Origin of the sequence: Streptosporangium sp. NBC_01469 (assembly GCF_036227305.1) — a bacterium.
Classification (GTDB): Bacteria; Actinomycetota; Actinomycetes; order Streptosporangiales; family Streptosporangiaceae; genus Streptosporangium.
Genome location: NZ_CP109465.1, coordinates 432,976 through 458,276, shown reverse-complemented (window position 1 = coordinate 458,276; position 25,301 = coordinate 432,976). Strand labels below are relative to the sequence as shown.

Annotated in this window: 21 protein-coding genes; 16 read left to right on the top strand and 5 right to left on the bottom strand. The window is 71.6% G+C overall.

Going from position 1 to position 25,301, the window contains the following annotated elements; translation table 11 throughout:
- Nucleotides 1–42: 42 nt before the first annotated feature.
- From OG587_RS02030 to OG587_RS02020, 3 genes are all read left to right on the top strand, one after another.
- The gene (locus OG587_RS02030) at nt 43–903 is read left to right on the top strand and encodes an NAD(P)-dependent oxidoreductase (protein ID WP_329086264.1); all 861 of its coding nucleotides are present in this window, start codon (nt 43–45) and stop codon (nt 901–903) included.
- Nucleotides 904–1,374: 471 nt separating this feature from the next.
- Nucleotides 1,375–2,844, top strand: a complete 1,470-nt coding sequence (locus tag OG587_RS02025; protein WP_329086263.1) for a condensation domain-containing protein — start codon at nt 1,375–1,377, stop codon at nt 2,842–2,844.
- A 14-nt stretch (nt 2,845–2,858) separates the two neighbouring features.
- Nucleotides 2,859–3,065, top strand: a complete 207-nt coding sequence (locus OG587_RS02020; protein ID WP_329086261.1) for a hypothetical protein — start codon at nt 2,859–2,861, stop codon at nt 3,063–3,065.
- 22 nt (nt 3,066–3,087) lie between these two features.
- Here OG587_RS02020 and OG587_RS02015 read toward each other — a convergent pair whose 3' ends face one another.
- Nucleotides 3,088–4,047, bottom strand: coding sequence for a helix-turn-helix transcriptional regulator (locus tag OG587_RS02015; RefSeq protein WP_329086259.1), 960 nt, complete (start codon nt 4,045–4,047; stop codon nt 3,088–3,090).
- A 63-nt stretch (nt 4,048–4,110) separates the two neighbouring features.
- On the opposite strand from OG587_RS02015, the gene OG587_RS02010 reads away from it, so the two are divergent.
- Entirely contained in the window at nt 4,111–5,409 is a 1,299-nt protein-coding gene (locus OG587_RS02010; RefSeq protein WP_329086258.1) for an epoxide hydrolase family protein, read from the top strand.
- A gap of 248 nt (nt 5,410–5,657) precedes the next feature.
- On the opposite strand, the gene OG587_RS02005 is transcribed toward OG587_RS02010, so the two are convergent.
- Nucleotides 5,658–6,608, bottom strand: coding sequence for an AraC family transcriptional regulator (locus tag OG587_RS02005; protein ID WP_329086256.1), 951 nt, complete (start codon nt 6,606–6,608; stop codon nt 5,658–5,660).
- A gap of 10 nt (nt 6,609–6,618) precedes the next feature.
- Entirely contained in the window at nt 6,619–7,470 is an 852-nt protein-coding gene (locus OG587_RS02000; RefSeq protein ID WP_329086254.1) for a phytanoyl-CoA dioxygenase family protein, read from the bottom strand.
- A gap of 144 nt (nt 7,471–7,614) precedes the next feature.
- Here OG587_RS02000 and OG587_RS01995 point away from each other — a divergent pair, with 144 nt between their 5' ends.
- The 10 genes from OG587_RS01995 to OG587_RS01950 are packed head-to-tail and all read left to right on the top strand — an operon-like array spanning nt 7,615 to nt 20,621.
- Nucleotides 7,615–8,751, top strand: a complete 1,137-nt coding sequence (locus OG587_RS01995; protein WP_329086252.1) for a LacI family DNA-binding transcriptional regulator — start codon at nt 7,615–7,617, stop codon at nt 8,749–8,751.
- Complete coding sequence (locus OG587_RS01990) at nt 8,748–9,677, top strand: ABC transporter permease (protein ID WP_329086250.1); 930 nt, start codon at nt 8,748–8,750, stop codon at nt 9,675–9,677. The genes OG587_RS01995 and OG587_RS01990 overlap by 4 nt, the downstream gene beginning before the upstream one ends.
- The gene (locus OG587_RS01985; RefSeq protein WP_329086248.1) at nt 9,674–10,549 is read left to right on the top strand and encodes an ABC transporter permease; all 876 of its coding nucleotides are present in this window, start codon (nt 9,674–9,676) and stop codon (nt 10,547–10,549) included. Before OG587_RS01990 ends, OG587_RS01985 begins: the two co-directional genes overlap by 4 nt.
- Before the next feature lie 28 nt (nt 10,550–10,577).
- Nucleotides 10,578–12,098 carry an ABC transporter substrate-binding protein gene (locus OG587_RS01980; protein WP_329086246.1) on the top strand — a complete coding sequence of 507 codons (1,521 nt, stop codon included), beginning with the start codon at nt 10,578–10,580 and terminating at the stop codon, nt 12,096–12,098.
- An 11-nt stretch (nt 12,099–12,109) separates the two neighbouring features.
- Nucleotides 12,110–13,168, top strand: a complete 1,059-nt coding sequence (locus OG587_RS01975; protein WP_329086244.1) for an ABC transporter ATP-binding protein — start codon at nt 12,110–12,112, stop codon at nt 13,166–13,168.
- Entirely contained in the window at nt 13,161–13,937 is a 777-nt protein-coding gene (locus OG587_RS01970; RefSeq protein WP_329093703.1) for an ABC transporter ATP-binding protein, read from the top strand. The genes OG587_RS01975 and OG587_RS01970 overlap by 8 nt, the downstream gene beginning before the upstream one ends.
- Complete coding sequence (locus OG587_RS01965; protein ID WP_329086243.1) at nt 13,934–16,012, top strand: MGH1-like glycoside hydrolase domain-containing protein; 2,079 nt, start codon at nt 13,934–13,936, stop codon at nt 16,010–16,012. Before OG587_RS01970 ends, OG587_RS01965 begins: the two co-directional genes overlap by 4 nt.
- The gene (locus OG587_RS01960; RefSeq protein ID WP_329086241.1) at nt 16,009–17,613 is read left to right on the top strand and encodes an FAD-dependent oxidoreductase; all 1,605 of its coding nucleotides are present in this window, start codon (nt 16,009–16,011) and stop codon (nt 17,611–17,613) included. The genes OG587_RS01965 and OG587_RS01960 overlap by 4 nt, the downstream gene beginning before the upstream one ends.
- The gene (locus OG587_RS01955; protein WP_329086239.1) at nt 17,613–18,530 is read left to right on the top strand and encodes a dihydrodipicolinate synthase family protein; all 918 of its coding nucleotides are present in this window, start codon (nt 17,613–17,615) and stop codon (nt 18,528–18,530) included. Before OG587_RS01960 ends, OG587_RS01955 begins: the two co-directional genes overlap by 1 nt.
- 3 nt (nt 18,531–18,533) lie before the next feature.
- Complete coding sequence (locus OG587_RS01950; protein ID WP_329086238.1) at nt 18,534–20,621, top strand: golvesin C-terminal-like domain-containing protein; 2,088 nt, start codon at nt 18,534–18,536, stop codon at nt 20,619–20,621.
- A gap of 353 nt (nt 20,622–20,974) precedes the next feature.
- Here OG587_RS01950 and OG587_RS01945 read toward each other — a convergent pair whose 3' ends face one another.
- Nucleotides 20,975–21,574: a hypothetical protein gene (locus OG587_RS01945; RefSeq protein WP_329086237.1), complete on the bottom strand. Its 600-nt coding sequence runs from the start codon at nt 21,572–21,574 to the stop codon at nt 20,975–20,977.
- Between the two features lie 45 nt (nt 21,575–21,619).
- Nucleotides 21,620–22,849, bottom strand: coding sequence for an ROK family transcriptional regulator (locus OG587_RS01940; RefSeq protein WP_329086236.1), 1,230 nt, complete (start codon nt 22,847–22,849; stop codon nt 21,620–21,622).
- A gap of 96 nt (nt 22,850–22,945) precedes the next feature.
- Here OG587_RS01940 and OG587_RS01935 point away from each other — a divergent pair, with 96 nt between their 5' ends.
- Nucleotides 22,946–23,809 (top strand): LacI family DNA-binding transcriptional regulator, encoded by an 864-nt coding sequence (locus OG587_RS01935; protein ID WP_329086234.1) that lies wholly within the window; start codon nt 22,946–22,948, stop codon nt 23,807–23,809.
- Between the two features lie 149 nt (nt 23,810–23,958).
- A complete protein-coding gene (locus OG587_RS01930) occupies nt 23,959–25,278 on the top strand; it encodes an ABC transporter substrate-binding protein (RefSeq protein WP_329086232.1) in 1,320 nt (439 codons plus the stop codon).
- The last annotated feature ends 23 nt before the right edge of the window (nt 25,279–25,301 follow it).

The window sequence follows — 25,301 nt, the reverse complement described above, 5'->3', positions numbered from 1 at the left end:
AACGTTGACGATGTTGCCATGAACCACAAAACCGATACACCTGTGACAGTCATCGGACTCGGACTGATGGGCCAGGCGCTCGCCGGCGCGTTCCTGAAAGCCGGGCATCCCACAACCGTGTGGAACCGCACGACCTCCAAGGCCGACCAGCTGGTGGCCAATGGGGCACGACTGGCGCCAACGGTCGGCGACGCGCTCAGGGCGGGTTCCCTGGCGATCATCTGCGTCACCGATTACCAGGCCGTGCACGAGCTGCTCGGCGCGAGCGACATCGAGCTGGACGGCACGATGTTGATCAATCTGACCTCGGGCGACTCGGCCCAGGCCCGGGAGGCCGCCCGATGGGCCGAGCGGCGCGGTGCCCGTTACCTGGACGGTGCCATCATGGCCATCCCGTCGGGGATCGGGACCGCCGAGGCGGTGATCCTGCACAGCGGGCCGCAGCCGGACTTCGAGGCGCACCGGTCAACGCTCGACGCGCTCGGCACCGTCACCTACCTTGGCGCGGACCACGGGCTGGCGTCCCTGTACGACGTGGCCGGCCTGGCCATGATGTGGAGCGTCCTGAACGCCTGGCTCCAGGGCACCGCCCTGCTCAGGACGGCCGGTGTCGACGCCGCGACGTACGCGCCGTTCGCACGGCAGGTCGCCGCCGGTGTGGCCGGATGGCTGCCCGGATACGCCGAGCAGATCGACAGCGGCTCCTTCCCCGCCGAGGTGTCGGCCCTGGAGACCGACGCGCGGGCGATGGCACACCTGATCGAGGAGAGCGAGGCGGTGGGGGTCAACGCCGAACTGCCGAGGTTGATCAAGGCGATGGCCGACCGCTCGATCGCCGCCGGTCACGGTGGGGAGCAGTATCCCGTGCTGATCGAAGAGTTCGGCAAACCCGGCAACGACTGACCGATCCCGGCACCGGGAGGCCGTTTCCACGCCCCATGGGGTTGAACCGGGGAAGTGCCGGCCCGAGGGAGAAAAGAGAAGAAGCTGAATATCGCCTGACGTCTTGACGTCCCCAATGGCGCTCCTTAACATTCTCCCACCGATATCGGGAGAGGGTCGATCGGTGACGAATCTCAATATGACACTCAGCCAAGAGTTTAGTCGAGTGCCATATCCGCGCGCGTCTCGATGGCAACGCGGTGGGGTGAAGGAGCGGGCTTGAGCGGGCCATTCGACCGCGGCGGACATCACCGACGCGGTGGTCGGCCCGCCGGGCCCGTCACCCCTGTCGGACCGCACCCGGTGATTCTCGGGAAATACGCGCCAGGATTTGTGTGGTCCCCGTGCGAGGCAGACCGCGATGACCGGTAGTGGTCGGAGGTGAACGACCTGAAGGTCTGCTTCTCGGGTACCCGGTCGGGGCGGTGGCCCATGACGGTCGGTCAGAAGAACGTGCTGGAGTGGATCAGTCCGGACCTGCCGGGGCCGGCCGACATCCTGTCGACGATGGTGCGCGTGCCCCGGGGAAGCACCATGGACGCGGTCGGTGCGGCTCTGGGCGCGCTGATCGGCCGCCAGGAGGCGCTGCGGACCCTCCTACGGGACGGTGAGCAGTTCGTGCACGCGTCGGGAACGCTCGTCGCCGAGGTGGTCGAGGCCACGGGCACTCACCAGGACTGGTTCCCGCCTGGCCGGGCTTTCGATCCCGCCGTCGACTTCCCGATAAGGGCGAGCGTGGTGACCCGGTCGGGATCTCCGTTCCTGGTCGTCCTGCACGTGTCGCACGTGGCGGCGGACCTGATGGCGATGACGATTCTGCGCGCCGAACTCGCCGCCCTGCTGGCGGGCCGGTCGCTTCCTCCCGCCGCGTACCATCCCGCCGATCAGGCCACCTACGAACTCACCTCGGCCGGGCAGCGCCGGCTGGAGGGTTCGGTCAGGTACTGGGCCCGCCAGGTGGCCGAGAAGCCGTTGTGCGCGCTCGGCCTGCCCTTCCGTTTTCCCGACGCCCGCGGCCATCATCACGTCCTGCTGGGCTCCCGGCCCGCCGCGGAGGCGGTGGCCCACATCGTGGCGAATACCGGTGTGCGGCCGCCGGCAGTCGTGATGGCCGCGTTCGCGGCGCTCCTGACGAACTGGACCGGAGCCCCGGGATGCCAGCTGAACTGCCTGTGCAACAACCGTTTCTCCCCGGAGCTGCGCGACTACGTCGGCACGGTGGCCCAGGAGACGATCATCCCGTTCACCGCGTCGCCCTCGTTCCTGCGGTCGGTCTCCCAGACGAACGCCGCGGCCCTGGCGGCCTACAAGTACGGCCGGTACGACCCGGTTCGGCTGACCGAGGCGAAGGGCGAGGCGGAACGGGCCCGCGGCATGCGCTGTCACCGGGACGTGGTCGTCAACAACACGACCGGCCACTCGCGTGCGATCCTGCCGGGGGCCGGCGTGGAGTCCGGCATGGGCGACCGCGTGTTCGGCGCCCCCGCGGAGTTCGACGTCTACCGGCTGGAAGGCAAGCTCGGCTGCGGACTCAGCCTTGACGCCCGCCTGGCCACCGCCGACGAGACCGCCGGCATCCTCGGCGGAGTCGAGAGCCTCATCGTCGCCGCCGCCGACGGCGATGTCGATCCGGCCGACTTCGGCATCCCCCCGGCGGAACGAGGGCCGGGCTGGGTGCGTGCCCGCTCGTGCTGGGTCGACCTCGCCGGTGTCCAGGCCGTAGTGGACCTCGCCCTCGGCCTCGGTGTCGCGCGGATCGAAGTCGTCGGCGACGAGCTCATCGCCCAGGTCGGGCGCGACACCGACGTCTCCGCGGCCGCCGAGGCGGTGGTCGACGCGGTCCTGCGCGAAGGACGCCACGGCGTGGTCGCCCCCGGCGACTACGTGCGGGCCGCCGACTGAAAACGATCGGCACGGTGACCCGAACCTCACACATGAGCTTCATCGACTACGCGGTGCTCCAGCCGCAGCTCGGGTTGCCGGAGTACCCGGTCGGCGGCGAGCGCTCCATAAAGATCACCCGCGCGTACGTCACCGCCTTCCTCGACCTGCATCTGAAGGGCCGGCGTCAGCCGTTGCTGGACGGGCCGTCCACCGGCCATCCCGAGGTGAGGTTCTGGTAGACGGCGTGCGGGCAGCGCACGGTCAGGTCGTTCGTACGGCGTGCAGGCAGCGAGCGGCCTGGAGGCGCAGGGCGTCGGCGAGCTCGGGCGGGCCGTCGGTGAGGGTGAAGCCGACGTCCACCGAGGTGATCATCCAGACGAGCGCGGACGGGGTCTCGGCGCCGACGTGCAGCAGGCAGCTGCGGTCGTCGACGGCCTCGACGACGCCCATGCCCGGCCAGACCCGGTCGGCCACGGCCTCGGCTGACGCGTGCAGGGTGATGGTCGCCCGGCACGGCCAGGTCTGCGACGACAGCCGGTGCGACAGGTAGGCGGCGACGTCACCGCCGGGAGGCGGCCGAGGGGCGAAGCGCGGGCCGGTGGGGACGCGGGGGGTGAGCCGGTCCACCCGGAAGGTGCGCCAGTCGTCGCGGCCGGTGTCCCAGGCCACGAGGTACCAGTGCCGGCCGAAGCTGACCAGGCTGTGCGGTTCGACGCACCGGACCGTACCGCCGCCGCGGGGGCTGGTGTAGTCGAAGCGCAGCCGCTCGTGACGGCGGCACGCCTCGGCGATCACCATCAGCGTGTCCGAGCTCACCGTGGGGCCGGTCCCGCCGACCCGGACGGTGGCCGTGTGCAGGGTGTTGACCCGGTGGCGTAGCCGGGACGGCAGCACCTGCTCGAGTTTTGTGAGCGCCCGCAGCGAGGTCTCCTCAAGACCCGAGACCGAGCCGCCCGCGGACGTGCGCAGCCCGACCACCACGGCGACCGCCTCGTCGTCGTCGAGCAGCAGCGGCGGCAGCGAGGCACCGGCACCCAGCCGGTAGCCGGCGGTGCCCTGGGTGGCGTGCACGGGATAGCCGAACTCGCGCAGCCGCCCCACGTCCCTGCGGACCGTGCGCGTGGTGACGCCCAGCCGGTCGGCGAGCTCGGTTCCCGACCAGTCGTGACGGGTCTGCAGGAGCGACAGCAGTCTCAGCAGCCGCATGGAGGTGTTCGGCACGTTCTCAAGATTGCCGGATTCTTAGGACCGGATCCATCCTAAGCGGACTCTAGCGTCAGGGGCATGACGAACCCGAACGAGGGCATTCGCCCCTTCCGTATTGACATTCCGCAGGCAGAGCTGGACGGCCTGCGAGCCCGGCTGGCGAACACCCGCTGGCCGGACGAACTGCCGGGCGTCGGCTGGAGCCGCGGGGTGCCGGTGGGCTACCTGAGGGAACTCGCCGAGTACTGGCGCACCCGCTACGACTGGCGGGCGCACGAGGCGGCGATCAACGAGCACCCCCAGTACGTCACCACCGTCGACGGGCAGAACGTGCATTTCCTGCACGTGCGCTCACCCGAACCGGACGCCCTGCCGCTGGTGCTGCTGCACGGCTGGCCGGGCGGGGTCGTGGACTTCCTCGACGTCATCGGCCCGCTGTCGGATCCCCGCGCGCACGGAGGCGACCCCGCCACGGCCTTCCACCTGGTGATCCCGTCGCTGCCCGGGTTCGGATTCTCCACCCCGCTGGCCGGGCCGGGCATGAACGCGGCGAAGATGGCCGGCGTGCTCGTGCGGCTGATGTCCCGTCTCGGGTACGAGCGCTACGGCGTGCAGGGCTACGACACCGGCTCGTGGGTCGCCCCGCAGATGGGCGTGCAGGCCCCCGGCCACGTCGTCGGCGTCCATGTCAACGCGATGATCACCTTCCCGGTGGGGGAGGAGGGCGAGATGGACGGTCTGTCCGAGGCCGAGCAGCGGCGCTGGCAGGCGATGCAGGACTTCAACGACGGCTACCTGCAGTGCAACTCCAAGCGGCCGCAGACGGTGACGTACGGACTGCACGACTCGCCTGTCGGCCAGCTCGCCTGGATCGTGGAGAAGTTCAAGGAGCTCACCGACCCCGAGGAGGGGCTGCCCGAGGACAGTGTCGACCGCGACCGCATCCTGACCGACGTCTCGCTGTACTGGCTGACCGGCACGGCCGGACCGGCGGCGCAGATCTACTACGAGGAGATCTCCGCGGCCACCTGGGGCGATACCGGCGCCGACTGGGCCACCGGAGCCGGTGACGCCGACTGGGCCACCGGCTCCGGCGACGGCACCGTGGACGCTGCGGACACCGCGGACACCGCGGACACCGCGGACGCTGTGGACGCCGTGGACGAAGGCGCGGGCGGCTGGGCGGCGGCCCGGCGCGGCGTGGTGCCGACCGGGGTGCTGGTCTCCGCCCATGACGTCACCATCCGCCGATGGGCCGAGCGCGACCACAACGTCGTGCACTGGACCGAGCTCGGCAGGGGCGGCCATTTCCTCTCGATGGAGGCGCCGGACCTGTTGGCCGACGACGTGCGCGCCTTCTTCGAGAAGGTGCGCTGAGCAGGGCGCCCACCACGGCTCCCACGGCCACGCCGTCCCGTGACATCGACCGGCGGCGGCGTGGTCCACGTCGCGGACGGATCCGCGGTCCCGACAGCCTGCCGTCGTGGGCGCCGACCGCGCCGATGCCCGGAGGCACCGGAGGCACCGGAGGCACCGGAGAGCGTACGTGCTCCGGTGGCGACGTGTCGCGCTCCACGACGAGCTCGCCGTGAACCACCGTAGGCTCCGCCGGCCCGCACGGATGACTACGGATGTGGGTGCGCTCGCGGGTACGGTGCCGATCCGAGCTCCCCGGGCCGCCCGCCTGTGCCCGGCGTTCCGGCCTCGGCGAGGTGGTTGTGGGCACCGGGAAGGAGCGACCGCAGCACGGCCAGGCCGGCGGACTCGACCGGTGACGGTGGTGCGGTCTCCGGCGCGGTGACGCGGAACGTGGTCGGCGCCATCCCGTAGATCGCGCGGAATCGGCGGGAGAAGTGGTACGCGTCCGCGAAGCCGCACTGTACGGCGATCGCCCGCATGGACAGGTTGCTCTGCCACAACAGCGGTTCGGCCCTGGCCAGGCGCAGCAGCTCGACGGCGGCGACCGGGCCGACGCCGAACCGCCGGCGGAACGTGCGGCACAGTGTGCTCGGCGAGACCTGGGCGGCCGAGACGAGTCGCCCCATCGGGATCGGCCTGGCCACACCGTCGGACCAGTGCTCGCGCACCGCGCGCATCATCGCGACGACCGGTTCCGGCAGGGCCGCCGGTGTACGGGCCGTCGGCGCGGGATCGGCCAGGAAGGTCAGCACCAGCAGGCGGAGTGTCTCGCGGGCCTGGACCCTCCACCCCGGCGGGCACTCGGCGCCCAGCCAGAGCAGGTACTGACACAGGGCGCCCATGGGGTCGTGCCGGCCGGTCAGGTCCCGCAGCAGCGGCCAGCCGGCCTGCGCATGACCGGTGAGCGTGAAATGCACGTACGCGTGCCGGGTCGGGGTTCGGGGATCCCAGCGGAACGAGTCGCGCATTCCCGGCCGGATGAGCAGCAACTCGCCTGGAGCCAGCGGTAGTACGACGCCGTCCCAGAACCAGGTGGCGCTGCCCTGGAGGAGCCAGACGAACTGGTACGACCTGGCGACCCTGGGACCGAAGGCCGAGCCGGGCGGGTAGTCCGCGACGCTTGGCCCGAGGCGGGCCGCCAGGTCGACGGAGATCATTTGTCGGTCGTCATCTGTCGCAGCCGCCGTCCCGGTTCAGGCGAATTCGCGGTCGGCGTACCTCCTGAAGACCTTTGTACGCGTACGGGTCGGTGCCGGCGACAAGGACGATGTCCCGGAAGTCCGCCTGTGCCATGGCCGTCCCCTCCGACGGGGCGGCCCATGGCAGCAGGGACTCCGCGCTCATGTAGTGGTTGACCAGCGCCCGCCGGTAGCCGTGCCGGCCGGTGTTGGGGAGCGATTTGTGCAGCAGGTAGCCGTTGAACACCAGCACGGAGCCGGCCGCGATCTCGACGGGCACCGCGTCGGAGTCGTCGAACGGGAAGTCGTACGACTCCACGGTGCAGTCGTAGCGCGGGTCGTCGTGCTCGCGGTTCGGGTAGAGCACGCCGGGGCGGTGCGATCCCGGCAGCACCCAGAGGCAGCCGTTCTCGACGGTGGCGTCGTCGAGCGCGATCCACGCCGCCGCGAGCGAACGGTCCCGGGTCGGGATGAACATCTCGTCCTGGTGCCAGGCCTGCCCCGGCTCTCCCTCGGACTTGATGAACAACATCGACTGCATCGCCTTGATGTTCGGACCGATCAGCGAGGTGAGGACCGAAGTGATCGCCGTATGGCGCATCGTGGCGAGCATCAGGCCGGAAAGTTTGTGCGGGTAGTGGACGCACAGGAACCTGCGCAGCACGTCGTCGTCGGTGTCGGTGGATCCGGCGGGGAGCGCGCCCTCGACGGTGCCGAGCTCGCCACGGCAGATGCGGACGGCCTCTTCGACCAGCTTGCCGACCTCGCCGGGGTCGAACGCGTGCTCCAGGATGAGATAGCCGTCGCGCTCGTACCGGGTCTTCAGATCGATGTTCGTCACCGCTCCATCATCACCGTCGCGACCGCGTTCCAGCCATGGTGCCGGCACGCAGCTGGATGGCGAATTTTGTCACCTATTGACTTGTCCTGAAATCAGTTATTAACATCCGACCCACTTCCTAATACGTATTAAGTAGGAGTTGATATGGCTCCACCTCCACGGCAGCGGCGGGCCACCCAGGTCGACATCGCGAAGCGCGCCGATGTCTCGCAGGCGACCGTGTCGCTCGTCCTCAGCGGCGGCGCGGTCAGCGATCAGATCGCCGAGTCGACGCGGCAGGCGGTCCTCGCGGCGGCCGCGGAGCTGGGCTACTCGGCCAACGTCGCCGCCCGTAGCCTCAGGGGCGGTCGTAACTACCTGCTCGGCCTGTACACGTTCGAGCCCGTCTTCCCGACCGACCAGCGCGATTTCTACTTCCCGTTCCTGATGGGCGTCGAGGAGGAGACCGCGCGGCAGGGCTACGACCTGCTGCTGTTCACCTCGGTGGGCTCGGGCAAGCAGGCGATCTACACCGGCGGGGTGAACCGCCTGAAGCTCGCCGACGGCTGTGTGCTGCTCGGCCGCCACGTGCGGCGCGAGGAGCTGGCGGAGCTGGTCCTGGAGGACTTCCCGTTCGTCTTCATCGGCCGCCGCGAGCTCGACGGCGCCGAGTTGTCCTACGTCGGAGCGGATTACGTGACGGCCACCAGCGACCTCGTCGCGGAGCTGGTCCGCCTGGGACACGAGAGAATCCTCTACTTACGCGCGGCCGAGGACACCGAGCCGACCCGTGACCGTGAGAAGGGGTACCGGCAGGGCCTCGCGGCGGCCGGGATCGCGGTGGACGAGTCGCTGATCCGCGAGCTCGCCGACCCCACCGACCTGTCGCCCGAGTCCGTCGAGCAGTGGACGGGCACGGCCGGCGTCACCGCGATCCTCGTCGAGCCGAGCGAGGACAACAGGCTGACCACCGCGCTGGACGCGACCAGCGCGGCCGGCCGGGTGCGCTTCCCCGGCGACTGCTCGATCGCGTTGCTCGGCGACCCGCCGTCGTGGACTCCGGAGTTGCGGAACTGGACCCGCTTCTCCCTGCCCCGTGCGGAGATGGCGCGCACGGCCGTGCAGCTCCTGATCGACCTGCTCGACGCGCCGCTCGGCGCGCCCCGGCAGGTCACCGTGCCGTGCAGCTTCGTGCCCGGCGATTCCATCGGCCCTGTTCCCGACGGCCCTGTTCCCGACGGCACCGTTCCCGACGGCACCGTTCCCGACGGTCCCGCTCCCGGCCGGACGCGGTCGCGATGACCCGCATGGTGGTACGCCGGCTGCTCATCGGCGTGTTCGTGATGTGGGGCGCGGCCTCGGTCATCTTCGTCATCGTGCGCGCCGCGCCGGGCGACCCGGCGACGGTGTTCCTCGGCCCGGACGCGAGCAAGGACCAGATCGAGCGGCTCACCGCGGCGCTCGGACTGGACCGGCCGCTGTACGAGCAGTACTTCGGCTACCTCGGCGACGTGCTCCGGCTGGACTTCGGCCAGTCCTACCGGCTCGGCCGCCCGGCGATGGAGGCGGTGATCGAGCGGCTGCCGGCCACGATCGACCTCACGCTCACCGCGACGGCCGTCGCCGTCGCCGCCGGTCTCGTACTCGGGCTCGTCGCGGGCAGCCGGCCCGGCGGCGTGGTGGACCGGGTGGTGTCCGCGGCGACGATCGCGTTGCAGTCCTTTCCGACGTTCTGGGTGGGGATCATGCTGGTCCTGACCTTCGCGCTCGGCCTGCGGCTGCTGCCCAGCGCCGGGGTCGGCACGCCCGCGCACCTGGTGCTGCCGGCGGTGACCCTGGCCCTCCCGTTCACCGCCATCGTCGCCCGCCTCACCAGGAGCAGCGTCACCGAGGCGATGCGCGAGCCGTACGTCCAGACGGCACGGTCCAAGGGGCTCACCGAACGACAGGTCCTGCTGGGACACGCGCTGCGCAACTCGCTCATCCCGGTCGTGACGATCGTCGGGCTTCAGATGGGCGCGCTCATGGGCGGCGCGGTGATCGTGGAGAACGTCTTCGCCTGGCCGGGGCTCGGCTCACTGGTCGTCGACTCGGTCGCCAACCGCGACTACACCGTGGTGCAGGCGGTGACCCTGCTGATCGCCGGCATCGTGATGGTGCTCAACATCGTCGCCGACGTGCTCTACATCCGGCTGGACCCGCGCATCCGGACGGAGGCCGGGTCATGAGCCAGGCCGTGGTCCTGCCCCGACAGGTCGCGACGCGCCGGTGGCACCGGGGCGCGCCGGCCCGCGTGCCGTACGTGGTGATCGCCCTGTACGTGCTGGTGGCGGTGATCGGGCCGCTCGTCATCGACTACGACCCGGTGCACACCCCGTTGCCGGACCGGCTGCTCGCCCCCGGCACCCGGGTCGCGTCCGGCGACGTCGCCTGGCTCGGCACCGACGCGCTCGGCAGGGACATCCTCGCCCAGATCGTCTACGGCGCCCGCACATCGCTGACCATCGGGCTCACGACGGTGCTGGTCGCATGCGTGGTCGGGGTCGCGGTCGGCGTCGTCGCGGGCTACGCCCGCGGCTGGCTGGACGCGGTGCTGGCCCGGATCACCGACGTACTGCAGGCGTTCCCGGCGATCCTGCTCGCGATCGTGATCGCCGGCGTGTTCGCCCGCAGCGTCCTGGTGGTGGTCCTCGCGCTGTCGGTGACGGCTTGGATCTCCTTCGCCAGGGTCACCCGCGGCGTCGCGCTGTCGCTGCGCGAGCGGGCGTGGGTCGACGCGGCCCGCGTGATGGGCGTGCCGGCCCGGTCGATCATCGTGCGGCACGTGTTGCCCTTCACCGTCGGCCCGGTCGTGGCGCTGGCCACGCTCGAGTTCGCCCTCGTCGTGCTTGCCGAGGCGGGCCTGAGCTTCCTCGGTATCGGACTGCCGACCACGGCCGTGTCGTGGGGACAGACGATCGCGAACGGCCAGCAGTATCTGGAGACCGCCTGGTGGATCTCGACGCTCCCCGGCATCGCCCTGTCCCTGCTGATCATCAATATGGGCATCCTCGGCGACCAGCTCACCGCCCGGTACGGGCACCGTGGCCACCGGCCATGACACCCCCCTTTCCTGATGGGAGAACTCGATGACCGAGTTCCGCAAGAGAACGGCGGTCGCGGTCGCGGCCATCCTGCTGCTGACCGGCTGCGCCACGACCACCGGCGGCGCGGGCGGCGGCCAGACCGGCCAGACCGGCCGGAAACTGACGGCCGCGGGTACCTACCCGATCGAGAGCCTCGACCCGCACGGAGCCCAGGGCGCGACGACCGGCACGCAGCTCGCCGCGCAAGCGATCTTCAGCCGGCTCGTGCGGCCGGACGCCGCCGGCAAGGTGGCCGGTGACCTCGCCGAGAAGTGGGAGGCCGGCGCCACCGCGGCGGAGTGGACGTTCCACCTCCGCGCCGGCGTCACGTTTTCCGACGGCAAGCCGGTGACCGCCGCCGACGTGGTCGCCTCCTTCGATCGGATGATCACGCTGGACGGCCCGAACGCCGCCAACTTCCCCGGCTACAAGATGACCGCGCCGGCCGCCGACGAGGTCACGCTGACCGCGCCGGTCCCGGACGCGTCGATCCCCCGCAAGCTCGGCCTGTTCTACGTCATCCCGGGCGCCGTCACGGCCCAGGACACCGCGTTCTTCGAGCATCCGGTGGGTTCCGGCCCGTTCACCGTGAACCGGTTCGCGCCGAGCGAGGTGCTGGCGATGGCCCCGAACAAGAAGTACTGGGGCGGCGCGCCGCAGTACGAGCACCTGGAGATCCGCAACATCCCGGAGCTCTCGTCGCGGTTGACCGCGCTGCGCACCGGCGAGGTGGACGTTGTCTGGGGAATTCCGGACGACCAGCTGCCGGTGCTGCGCGACGCGGACGGCGTGACCGTCAAGACGGTGCCGAGCACCGCGGTGTTCACCATGTGGTTCAACTCCTCGATTCCCGCGTTGAAGGACCCCAAGGTGCGCCGCGCCCTGTGGCAGGCGGTCGACTTCGCCACGATCATCAAGCAGCTGTATCCGGAGACCGGTGCCCTGTCCGACGGCCTGGTGGCGCCCCCGGTGCTCGGCTACGCGAAGCAGGAGCCGGTCGGCTTCGACCCGAAGGCCGCGAAGGCCGCATTGCAGGCCGCCGATTTCGCGTTCGGCGACAAGCTGCGGCTGCAGTTCTCCGACGCCGAGTTCCGTCCGTTCGTCCAGGCGGTGGCGTCCGGACTCGCCGAGATCGGCGTGCAGGTGGACGTGCTGGAGAAGGAGAAGGCGGTCTTCACCAAGGATCTGCTCGCCCTCAACTGGGACATCAACTTCCAGCAGCTCGCGACCCCGACCTACGACGCGGCGAGCAACCTCGGCCGGCTCTACCCGTGCGCCGCGGGCCGCACCGGCTACTGCGACAAGAAGCTGGACACGCTGCTGGCCAAGGCGGGCGCGAGCGCCGACGAGGCCGAGCGCGCCGATCTCTACGCCCAGGCCGGCGAGATCATCTGGCGGGACGCGGTCGGCATGTACCCGATGACGGTGAACCTCGCCTACGCCTGGCGCCCGAGGGTCTCCGGGTTCGTGCCGGAACCGAGCGGGCTGCCCGACTTCTCCCGCGTCCAGCTCGCCGGCACGTGATGGGCGGCCGGATGACAGCGCGGCGGCCGGATGAGGCGGGCGCGGCGAGCCCGGTGCCGGACGGCCCCCTGCTGCGGGTCGACGGGCTGATCGTCGACCTGCCAGGTCCGGACGGCGGCTCCGGGGACGCCGGGGACGCCGGGGACACGGTACGCGTCGTGGACGGCGTGTCGTTCGACGTGCCCGCGGGCACGACGGTCGGCCTGATCGGCGAGTCGGGCAGCGGCAAGACGATGACCGCGCTCGCGGTGATCGGTCTGCTGCCCGACCGCGCCACGACCGGCGGTGAGCTGGTGTGGCGCGGGGAGGACCTCCTGCGGGCCGGTGCCGACCGGCGGCGGGTCCGGGGACACGAGATCTCAATGATCTTCCAGGACCCCCTCGCCGCGATGAACCCCAGCCTGACCGTCGGCCGGCAGGTGGGCGAGATCCTGCGGCGGGCCGGGCAACCGCGGGCCGAGGTCCGGCGCGCGGTGATCGACCTGCTCGACCGCGCCGGGGTGCCGGAGCCGGCGCGGCGGATGGACGACTATCCCCACCAGCTCTCCGGTGGGCTGCGGCAGCGCGCCATGATCGCCCTCGCCCTGGCCGGCAACCCGTCGCTGCTTCTCGCCGACGAGCCGACCACCGCGCTCGACGTCACCGTGCAGGCCAGGATCCTGCGCCTGCTCCGCTCGATCCAGCGGGAGCAGGGGCTGGCGATGCTGCTGGTCAGCCACGACCTCCGGGTGGTCGCACACGTCGCGGACGAGGTCGTGGTCATGTACGCCGGACGTGTCGCCGAGCGCGGGCCCGCCGGCGCGGCGCTGCGGCGCCCGGCGCATCCCTACACGCGGGCACTGGTGGCGAGCGTGCCGGCGGTGCGTACCCGGACCGCGCTCGCCGACCCGCTTCCCGGAACGCCCGCGACACCGGCCAACCGGCCGTCCGGGTGCGCGTTCCACCCGCGGTGCCCGCTCGCCCGGGACAGGTGCCGCGTCGAGGTGCCGGCGGCCCGCCAGGTCGCGCCGGGCCGGTGGAGCGCCTGCCACTTCGCCGAGGAGGTGTTCAACGGTGAGCGGCATGCTTGAGGTGTCCGACCTGCGGGTCACCTTCGGTGGCCGGGGCCGCCGCCGGGGCGGCCTGGTCGCCGTCGACGGCGTCAGCCTGCGGGTCGAGCCGGAGGAGACGCTCGCGGTGGTGGGCGAGTCCGGCTCGGGGAAGACCACGGTCGCCCGCTGCGTGGTCGGGCTGCAACGGCCGGACTCCGGGTCGGTGACCTTCGACGGGAAGCCGCTCGGCCCGGCCGGCCGGCGCCCGCCCGAGTCGCAGCGCGCCGTTCAGATGGTCTTCCAGGACCCGCGCTCGTCGCTCAACCCGCGGATGTCCGTGGCCGCGCTCATCGGCGAGGCCTGGCGGACGCATCCGGCTGCGGCACCGCCGGGCGACCGGGCCGAGGCGCTGCACCGGGTGCTGGCCGACGTCGGTCTCGACGGTGACGTGGCCGGCCGCCGCGCCGGTGACCTGTCCGGCGGCCAGTGCCAGCGGGTCAGCATCGCGCGTGCGCTCGCCGTCGGGCCACGACTGCTGGTGTGCGACGAGGCGGTCTCCGCCCTCGACGTGTCCGTACAGGCGCAGATCCTGCGGCTGCTCGTGGACCTGCGGCGCAGCCACCGGCTCGCGCTGCTGTTCATCTCGCACGACCTGGGCGTGGTCCACCAGATCGCCGACCGGGTCGCGGTGATGCGGAGCGGGATCGTCGTCGAGGAAGGTCCCACCGGCGAGGTGCTCGGCGCACCCCGGCACGAGTACACCAAAACACTGCTGGACGCCGCGCTCGACCTGGGAGTTGAAGCATGACCGCAGGCTGGAACACCTGGGACGTCACAACCCACACCGGTATGGTGCACCTCCCGTCCGGGCTGCGGATCCGCTTCGGCGTGCCCGGTGCCCCCCTCGACGGGTTCACCTGGCGCGACGGGCTGGTCAGGCTCGGGCACCACACCGTCGACGGGAGCTACGCGGAGGTCACCGTCGAGGCGGGCGGCTGCCGGCTGCACCTGGTCATGGCCGGTGGATCCACCGACGCGCTGTACGTCCGGGCCCGGGGAAGCGCGGGCGTGCTCGTGGCCCTTGACGGATGGCGGGACACCGGCGTGACCGCCGACGGCGGGCTCCTGCGGGTCGGCGGTGAGCTCTGGCGGGTCGACGGTTCGGTGCCACCGGAGGGCCTGGTGTGGGAGTCGGCGGAGGGACGGGTGCTGGAGTTCGCCGACGAGGTCGATCTGTACGTGGCTCCGGACGGCGTGCCCGGCGGTGCCGGCGACGTGGCCGCGACGCTGGCGCGACGGCGGGCCGAGGCCGAGCGCACCGCGCCGAGGTCGGGCGGCTGGCTCGGCGACGCCGCCGCCGCCGCGACCCGCGCCGTCACCTGGAACACGATCTACGCGCCGGATCTCGGCCGGGTGCTCACGCCGACCTCCCGGGATTTCGTCTCCGAGCGGCGCAGGGGTTTCTACGGCAGCTGGGCGCTGCACGCGTGGGACACCTACTTCACCGGACTGGTCGCCTCCACCGTCGACCGCGACTACGCCCGCGAGATCTTCGGCCAGATCCTTCCCTTCGCCGACGCGGCGGGCATGGTCCCGAACCGGGTGTCCGACGACAGGGGCACCACCGCCGACCGGTCGCAACCCCCGGTGGGGGCGCTCACCGTCCTCAAGGCGTACCTGGCGAGTGGGCTGTCGGACGACACCCGCGACCGGGCGCTGCTCGCCGACACGTTCCTGGCGCTGCTGGCCTGGCACGACTGGTGGCCGCGGGCGCGCCGAGGCCCGCACGGCCTGCTCGCCTGGGGTTCGGACCCCGTCGCCGGCGACCCCGAGGCGGCGACCCTGGACCGGGCGAAACGGGAGTCCGGCCTGGACGACTCGCCGATGTACGACGACGCGGCCTACGACCCGGACACGCACACGATGGACCTCGCCGACGTCGGGCTGGTCGCGCTGCACATCGCCGACGCCGACGCGCTCGCCGGGATCGCCGACGTACTGGGCGAGAGCGGGGTGGCGGAGCGGTTGCGGGCCGAGGCGACGGCGGCGCGGGCGACCGCGGACCCGCTGCTGTGGGACGCCGGCCGAGGCGGCTACCGGAACCTGCGGGCCGACGGAGAACACGACCCACACGTCTCACCGACCATGTTGTACCCGCTGCTGGCCGGGATGCCGGACGCCGAGCGGGCCGCCGGCCTCGTCGCCCGGCTGCTGCGACCGGAGACGCTCGGCGGCGATCCGCCACTGCCCAGCGCCGCCCGCGACGATCCCGGCTACGCGGCCACCTACTGGCGCGGGCGCATCTGGGCGCCGATGGCCTTCCTCGCGATCGAGGGCCTGCGCCGCTACGACCTCACCGAGGTGAGCCGCCCGCTGGTCGCCGCGCTGCTGCGGCTCTTCCTGGCCGAATGGGACAAACACAGCCACGTCCGCGAGAACTATCCGGCCACCTCCGGCGAGGACGTGCGGGCGTTCCAGGCGCGCTCCGACGGGCTGATGGCCTGGGGCGGTCTGCTCGCCTACCTCGCGTACGGCGAGCTCGCCGACGCCCGGCGGGACGGCTGGCGGTTCGCCCACCCGGGGGAGCCCGCGGAACTGGCCAACCTGCCGCTCGGCGACGGCCGGCTCGCCGTGGTCGCCGGCGACCGGCTGACCGTGACGCTGGACGGGCGCCCGCTGCTCGACGCCGCACCGGGCGTCGTGGTCACCGCCTATCGGCGCACCGCCGACGAGGTCACCGGGATCGCCAGAGGCACCGGCGATCTCCACGTCAGCCCACCCGGAGCCGGTGACCCGGTTCGGGTGCCGGTCACCGAGGAGCCGAGGCGCTTCAGGTTGTACCGAAACGATCATCACGACAACGATGGGGGAACGCTCGCGTGACAGAGACAAAGGCCGACATCGTCGTCGCCGGCGGCGGGCTCGGCGGGGTCGCCGCCGCACTGGCCGCACTGCGCAGGGGCCGGTCCGTGCTTCTCGTCGAGGAGACCGACTGGATCGGCGGCCAGCTCACCAGCCAGGGCGTGCCGCCGGACGAGCACACCTGGATCGAGCAGTTCGGATGCACCCGCAGCTATCGCGGGCTGCGCGACGCGATCCGGGACCACTACCGGGCGTGGTACCCGCTGACCGACCGGGCACGTGCCCGCCCGGACCTCAACCCCGGCGAGGGCCGGGTCTCACGACTGTGCCACGAGCCCAAGGTCGCCGCCGCCGTGCTCGACGCCATGGTCGCGCCGTACGTGTCGGCGGGCCGGCTGCGCATCCTGTACGGCTGCAAGGTCGTCGGCGCCACCGTGGACGGTGACCGGATCCACGCCGTCACCGTCGAGGGAGCGGACGGACACCGGTTCGACGTGACGGCCCCGTACGTCGTGGACGCCACCGAGCTCGGCGACCTGCTGCCGCTCACCGGCGCCGAACACGTCACCGGCTTCGAGTCCCGGCACGACACCGGCGAGCCGAACGCCCCCGACGAGGCCCAGCCGGCGAACATGCAGGCGTTCTCGTGGGTGTTCGCGGTCGAGCACCGGGCCGGGGAGAACCACACGATCGACCGGCCCGCCGGTTATTCGGACTGGGCGCGCTATCAGCCGCCCAAGTGGCCGAACCCGCTGCTCAGCCTGAGCGCGCCCGACCCGAGGACGCTCGAGACCGTGCGGCGCGAGTTCATCCCGAACGCCGAGTCCGGTCCGGTCGTCGCCGACCAGCGCGCGGATCCCGGGGACAAGGAGCTGTGGGCGTTCCGCAGGGTGTTGTCCCGCGACGTGTTCCGGCCCGGATTCGTCGACAGCGACGTGACCATCGTGAACTGGCCGATGATCGACTATCTGCCCGGCCCGCTGATCGGGGTGAGCGACGAGGAGCGGGACAAGCACCTGGCGGGCGCCCGCGAGCTGAGCATGAGCATGCTCTACTGGCTGCAGACAGAGGTGCCACGTCCGGACGGCGGCACCGGCTGGCCGGGACTCCGGCTACGCGGCGACGTGATGGGCACCGCCGACGGGCTGGCCAAGGCGCCCTACATCCGGGAGTCCCGGCGGATCGCCGCCCGCTACCGGATCGTCGAGCAGGACCTGTCGATGACGGTGCGCGGCGAGGCCGGCGCGGTGAGCTACCCCGACTCCGTCGGGATCGGCATGTACCGCATCGACCTGCATCCCTCGACCGGCGGTGACACCTACATCGACGTCGCCAGCTGTCCGTTCCAGATCCCGCTCGGGGCGCTGCTTCCGGTCCGGCTGCGCAACCTGCTGCCGGCGGCCAAGAACATCGGCACCACCCACATCACCAACGGCTGCTACCGCCTGCATCCGGTGGAGTGGAACATCGGCGAGGTCGTCGGGACGCTCGCCGCGTACTGCCTCGAACACGGGCTGGAACCCGAGCAGGTGCACGCCGACGGCGACCAGCTGCGGGCGTTCCAGGACGAGCTGGTCGCCGACGGCGTCGAGCTCGCCTGGCCCGAGATCAAGGGGTACTGATGGGGACCGACGGCCGGCGGCTCCTCAGCGGGGTGATGATCCCCGTCGTCACCCCGATGAGCGAGCCGGGAACACCGTCCGCGGCGGCGGCGACGGCGCTGCTCCAGGGGCTCGCCGCGGCGGGTGCGCGCGGCCTGATGTTGTTCGGCAGCAACGGGGAGGGCCCGCTGCTGCCGGTCTCCAGGCTCGCCGGGTTCGCCGAGCAGATGGCGAGGCAGTGGCGCGAACTCACCGGCGGGCCGGTGTTGTGCAACGTCACGGCGGCCGGCACCGCGGAGGCGCTTGAGCGCGCGGCGGCGGTCGCACCGGCCAGGCCCGACGCGCTCGTGCTCAGCCCACCCATCTATTTCCGGCACCGCGACGACGAGATCGCCGCTCACTACGCGGCCCTGGCCGATCTCGGCATCCCGCTGGTCGCCTACAACGCGCCGCGCTACAGCAACCCGCTCGGCCCGGCGGCGATCGACCGGCTGGTGGCGATGCCGCACGTGGTGGGCATCAAGGACAGCTCCGGCGACCTGGACCTGTTGCGTCACATCGTCTCCGCCGCCAGGAGCCGGCCGGACTTCGGCGTGAGCCAGGGGGCGGAGAACCACCTGCTCGCGGCGCTGCGGCTCGGCGCCGACGGCATCGTCCCGGGCATCGCCAACCTGGCGCCCCGGCTCGCCGTCGAGCTCGTCACGGCCCACGAGTCCGGGCGGGACGCCGACGCGGAGGACGCGCAGCGAGTGCTCGACCGGCTGCTCGCCCTGCACTCCGTACGGCCGGGAGTGCCCGCGATCAAGGCCGTGCTCGACCACCTCGGGCTGTGCCCGCCGCATGTGGCCGCGCCCTTCGCGCCGTGCACCGAGGCCGAACGGCGCGACCTGATCGTCTTACTCGGCAACGACGACAAACATCTCTTACCTCGGAGGTAGCACGTGGCACAACCAGATCCCCGCCGTGTCAACATCGGCCGCAGGACCTTCGGCATCGGGGTCGCCGCGGCGTCACTGGCCACCGCGCTCGGCACGGCCTCACCCGCGAGCGCGGCGCCCCCCTGGCGGCCGCGGAATCCCTTCGACGAGACCACGCTGTGGGACAACACCGTGGACCCGCTGGAGAGTTACCACGTCCACGGGCTGGCCGTGCTGCCGGACGACACCATTCTCGTCGCCACCGAAGGACGGCACGAGGTGTGCGACGCGGGCCCCCGTGACCTGGTGATGCGTCGCAGCAATGACGGCGGCGACACCTGGGAGCCGACGCAGACGCTGGTCGCCTCGGTCGACGGCCAGTCGTGGGGCAACCCGACGTTCGTCGTCGACCGGGTCACCGGCGGGATCTTCCTGTTCTACATGCTGTCCATCCTGCTGCCGGAGAACACCGGCTGCTCCGGCGACATCGGCGACCTCTACATGATCTCCAGCGCCGACGGCGGCCGGACCTGGAGCGAGCCGCGTGAGATGTCCGGCCTGTTCGACCACTTCCCCTACGACTGGGCGCTGCACGGCCCCGGCCCCGGCCACGGCATCCAGCTGGACAACGGCCGGCTGCTGCTCAACTGCTCCCACCGTCGGGTGATCATGGGCAACACCGTCGAGCAGCGGTACTACGGCGTGGCGTCGATCTACAGCGACGACCACGGCGAGACCTGGCAGACGACCGCGGAGGTGCCGGTCTCCGTGGCCTACCCGATCAACGAGGCCAGGGTGGTCCAACGATCCGACGGCACGGTGCTGGTCAACGGCCGCGCCGCGGCGGGCGGTAACCGGCAGCGGATCGTGTCGGTCAGCGCCGACCGCGGGCTGACCTGGTCACCGCCGCGCCTGGACGGGTCCACCGGTACGTTCAACGCCGTGGACGCGAGCCTGCTGCGCTACACCGGCGGACCGGGCGCGTCCGAACCGAGCCGGGTGTTGTTCAGCCGCCCCGACTCGCCGGTGCGTACCAACATGACCGTCTCGATCAGCTACGACGAGGCGCACTCGTTCCGCTACAGCCGGGTGATCAATGAGGGCCGGTCGTACTACTCCGAGCTGGCCCGGCTCTCCGACGGTACGATCCTGCTGGTCTACGGCTGCGACGGCGACAACCCGAGCTTCCCGCGCCGGGTGGTCCTCTGCCGTTTCACCCTCGAATGGCTGACCGACGGCCGGGACTACCTGCGCACCGGCCCCCGCTACAACGAACGCCTCGTCGACCTCTCGACCGGCGCACAGGCCACCGGCGGCACCGTGTCGACGGTCGCGGATCCGGTGGCACGAGGGGGAAACCGGGCGGTGTTCACCTCGAACCAGACCGGCGCCCACGTCGAGTACACGGTGAACGTCCCGACGACGGAGTCCTACGAACTGCTGCTTCGCTACTTCCGGGTCGCCGCCGGCGGTCTGGTCACCGTCACGGTCGACGGTCGCCGGGTCCCGAACGCGGTGCTGGACACCACGGCGGACCGGGCCGACGGCTACGACGTCGCGCAACTCGGCGCCGTCCAGCTGAAGGCCGGCCAGCACAAGATCCGGTTCACCGCGTCCGGGGTGGGTCGCGGGGGCGGCAGGCTGGTCTCGCTGGACACGCTGAGCCTGATCGACGCGCCGTCGCAGGCCGACGTGCGCGGCGAGGTGGTGGTCGACAACGACGAACTCGGCTACGAGGTGGTCAGCGGCGTCTGGTCGGCGGCAACGGGCGTGGCCGGCTACCGGGGCGGTAACTACCGCTCGGCGCCCGCCGGCACGGGCGAGCGGGTCGTCCGGTGGCGGCCGGTGGTGCCGCACGACGGCGACTACGAGGTTCAGGTCTCGTACACCGCGCACGAGAACCGCGCGAGCAACGCGCCCTTCACCATCGTCCACGCTGGCGGGACCAGCGTGGTACGGATCGATCAGCGCAAGCCCGGGACGACGGAGCCGCGCGGCGGCTCCTGGGTGTCGCTCGGTAAGTACCGGATGACCGCGGGGCCGGCCAGGATCGAGCTGAGCAACGCCGCCAACGGATTCGTCATCGCCGACGCCGTCCGGCTGCTCCCCTGAGCACGCGGCGACCGAGCACGCGGCGACGGCCTGCCGGCGACCTGGACGCGGGCGACGCGCCACGGCCCGAGCCCGGTCGGCCGCGCCGGGTCGTCCGGGTCGTCCGGGTCGTCCGGGTCGGCCGGGTCGTTCAGGCGGTCGCGGCGGTCAGGTGAGGAACGTCCCGCCGCCACCCGGGGGCGGCGGGACGTGACGGACGCCGCCAGAACTCTCACAGCGCCCCCGACCCGCCGTCCTGTCCTTGACCACCCCGGTCTGGAGTCGGTCTTCCCGCTCCGTGCATGCCGTCCGCGGGATCGCGGCCGGCCGGAGAAGCGCGGCGAGTACGGCAGGTGAGGCGGCTGGAGCGGGCGTTACCGGCGGTCGGGGCATGAACGGAGCTCGTACAGGATCAGCTCACGGATCTCGTCCGGTAGTCCCTCATGCGTGGCCAGTCGCGCCAGAGCGGCGCGGCTCTCGGGCACGGCCTTGGTGCGGCAGAGCGCCCCCACGCCCTTCTCGCCGGCCATCCCCCGTCGCACATACAGCTCCGCGAGGTCCATGAGCCAGGGGGTGAGCGCCTTTTCGTCATCGACCATGAGGCCGCACCAGTACAGGGTCTGCTCGGCGATCCAGGCGATGACGCGCCGGGTCCAGATCTCCTCGAAGTCCGTGGTGTCGATGCTCCGGCGGGCGCACTCGGCCTTGGCATCGGCCATGCGCTCGGCGGTGACGTGCCGGGCGTACGGCATGCGTTCGCGCAGAATGGTCCGGATCCCGAGCCACTCGGGGCGGTCGTCGTCCCGGTACTCGTAGACGATCGGCTGCTCCGGGGGCTCGGGCGAGGCGAGCGCGACCGGGGGCAGGCACGCTTCGAGCACGGCCCGCGCGTAGGTCAGATTCTCCTCGCTCTCCTCTGTCTCCGGTGGCCAGATGAAACCGAAGTCCCAGGAGAACGGGTAGGCCCGAACCACGTCCGGCAGCAGTGGCGTTTCGTTCGAGATCAGGTGACTCCCCGTCTACGCCTGTGGCGCGGCGACCTGTGGCCCGTGGCCGGGCGCGACGGATCCCTGCAGCACGAGGGCCGCCCCGCCGATGGCCGCGGCGTCGCGGGGGTTGCTCGACAGGTCGACCTCCACCGTGTGCACCGCCCGTGAGAAGGCCCGCTCCGCGAGGCGGCGGCGGATCTCGCTCACGTAGAGCGAACCGGCGATGGCGAAGCCCGGCCCCGCGAGCACGAGCGTGTCGAGGTCCCAGAGGTTGGCGAGCGTCAGGGCGCCGTCGGCGAGGAACAGGGCCGACTCGTCGACCAGCGCGCGGGCCTGTCCGTCGCCGTAGATCGCCGCACGGGCGAGGACGTCGAACGCCCGCGCGTCCGGGTCGTCGGGACGGATCCCCAGGCGGCCCGCCAGGTCCGGGGTGGACCGGGCACGCTCGACGAGCGCGGAGGGCGCGGCGTACAGCTCGAGGCAGCCCCGGCCGCCGCAGCGGCACCGCTCACCGTCGCGGAGCACCGAGACGTGCCCGATCTCGCCCGCGTTGGAGCTGGCGCCGCGATGGAGGGCGCCGTCGAGGACGACCCCCGAGCCGATTCCCGAGTTCATGTAGAGGCATCCGAAGGTCCGCTCCCGCGAGACCTGCCGCCCCCAGAACTCGCCCACGGCGGCCGCGGCGGCGTCGCTGTCGACGAGCACCGGCACGCCCAGCCTGAGGGTCAGGGCCTGGCCGAGGTCGAGGTCGGCCCACCGCTCCAGCCCCGGGAGCGCGAGGAACCTGCCCCGTGCCACGTCGACCGGACCCGGGCCGACGACGGCCAGCCCCGCGACGCTCTGCGGCGACAGGCCCAGCCCCTGCGTGACGTCGTTGTAGAGCGCGGCCAGCTGGGCCACGATGTCCTCCGGCCCCTCGGCGGGAGTCACGGAGACGAGCTCGCGCCCGATCGTGCCGCCACGCGTGTCCGTCACGACGCACGTGATGGTGTCGGCCCCGACGCGGATCCCGACGCCGTATGCTGATCGGGAGTTGATCACGAGCAGGGTCCGTGGCTTGCCCCCGGTCGCGACCGTGGCGCCGGTCTCGCGCACGACGCCGTCGTCGATCAGGCGCCGGACGATGTTGGAGATCGTCGGCTGGGTCAACCTGGTCGCCTCGACGAGCTCCACCCGGCTGATCGGCCCGGAGGACCGGATGAGGTCGACGACGAGCGCACGGCTCCCGGGCCCTGCGGCCGCGGACTCTCGTCGGGCCACGCTCAACCGCCTCTCGCCCCGGCCGTAGGTACGGCGGCACTACGTTACAGGGCACGAGGTTAGTTCACGCAGGCAGCGCACGAGGGAGGGGCACCGATGGTCGCGGCATGGACGGGCACGGAGACACGTCCGCGGACGGGCGCGCCGGTGGGTCTCGCCCTCGTACGCGACGCCGAGGTCCTCGGCGCCGAGCCGTTCTTCCACGAGTTCATCGCGGGCATGGAGCGGGTCCTCGTCCCGCTGGGTGTGCCCGTGCTCCTCCAGGTGGTCGCCACCGTCCAGCAGGCGAGCGACCGGATGCGCGCGTGGGCGGCCCAGGGGCAGGTGCAGGGGGTGATCCTGATCGACCTGCTTCCCGGCGACGAGCGGGTCGCGCTCGTCGGCGAGCTGGGCATGCCGGCCGTGGTCATCGGCGACCCGGTCACCGCCGGGGGGTTGCCGGCGGTGTGGACGCAGGACGAGGTGGCCATGCGCGACGTCGTCGCCTCGCTGGTCGCGGGCGGGCACACGCATCTCGGCCATGTCGCCGGGCCTGCGGAGATGGCGCACACGATCATCCGCCGCCGCACGTTCCACGCCGTCGCGTCGGAACACGGCGTGCGTACGACGACGTTCGACGGCGACTACTCCGAGGCGGCCGGGGTGCGTGCCGTCACCGCCCTCGCGGGGATCGACGACCGGCCGACGGCGCTGGTCTTCGACAACGACGTCATGGCGCTCGGCGCGCTCCACGAGGCGCGCCGTCTCGGTCTGGGGGTCCCCTCCGACCTGTCCCTGGTGGCGTGGGACGATTCTGCTCTCTGCCAGCTCGCGGAGCCGCCGCTCAGCGCCGTCAGCCATGACGTGCAGGCACTCGGTGAGCTGGTCGGCGACATCGTGGCCGAGGTTCTCGCGGGGGTGACGCCGCGTGTGATCACGGCCGCGCCGGCGACGCTCGTCGTCCGCGGCTCGAGCATTTAATAGATTACTAATCTTTCTTATTGACTTTCGGACTTCATGTCCTGCACGCTGTGGTGCGAGCAGCCTCCGCAATCTCCACGCAACCCACGAGTAACTCCCGGGACACACGCTTCCCGACCACCCCCCGGAACATGAGCAAAGGAAGCCCCATGCACCGCACCACGCCTCGGGCCATACGCGGGGTGGCCGCGTTCGCCGCCGGAGCCCTACTTCTCTCCCTCGCCGCCTGCGGCTCCGACGAACCGGCGGCGGGCCCGGCGCCCGCGGCGAGCGACGGCGGTTCCATCGACGTCGTCACCCGCTGGACGGCGGGCAACTCGGCCGCCGCGGCCCAGAAGCGCGTCTTCGACGCGTTCACCGCGGAGACGGGCATCAAGATCAACCTCACCGAGGGCCTCGAGGCCATCGACGACCAGGTGGAGACCGCCGTGGCGGCGGGCAAGTCCCCCGACCTGGTGATCGTCAACCTGTTCGACAAGACGGTGGGCTGGCTGGACGCGGGCGTCACGGTCCCCGTCGACCAGTACGTCAAGGACTGGGGCCTCGCCGACAAGATGAAGCCGCAGGCCCTCGACGAGTGGCGGGTCGGCGGCGTCGCCGGCGGCCAGATCCAGGGCCTGCCGTTCTCCGGGTTCAGCTGGCCGTTCTGGTACAACACCGAGCTGCTGACCAAGGCCGGCGTCGCGGAGGTCCCGAAGACCACCGACGAGCTCATCGCCGCAGCCAAGAAGCTGCGCGCCGCGGGCGTCGGGCCCGTCGCCGTCGGCGGCAACGACTGGAGCGGGCAGAAGCTCTTCTACCAGATCGCGCAGTCGTTCACCGACGCCGCGACGATGCAGAAGGTCATGAAGGAGGGCGGCTACTGCGCGACGCCGTCGGTCGTGAACGGCATCAAGCTCTTCACCGACCTGCGCGACGCCAAGGTGTTCGTCGACAACGTCGCCGGCCTCAGCGCCGACGACATGTACGCCTCCTACTACTCCGGCAAGGCAGCGATCATGTCCGCGGGCTCGTGGGCGTACACGGAGTCGAAGGCCTCGGGCACCGGGATCGAGACGCGCACGGCCCTCGGCGGCTTCCCCGTCCCGGACGGCTCGGCCTACCCCAAGCCGACGGCCTACCAGGGCTTCACCGGCGTCGGATTCATGATCACGAAGCAGGGCGCCGAGCCCGACAAGCTCGACAAGGTCCGCCGGCTCGTGACGAAGTTCTACGACCAGCCGACCGTCGGCGACTTCGTCAAGGACGCCAGCATCCTGCCCCCGGTCACCGGCGACTTCGCCTCGTCCGCGACCGACCCGCTGCTGAAGGCCTCGCTCGGCCTCGACGCCGAGGTCGACTACGCGGTCCTGCCCGACGTCTGGATCGGCTCCGCGTCCGACCCGATCACCCAGGTCCTGACCGGAGCCTACGGCGAGGCGACCCCGCAGGAGATCTGCGCGAGCCTCGACACCGCCACCAAGGGCTGAGGTCCGATCGCCGAGTGGGGCCG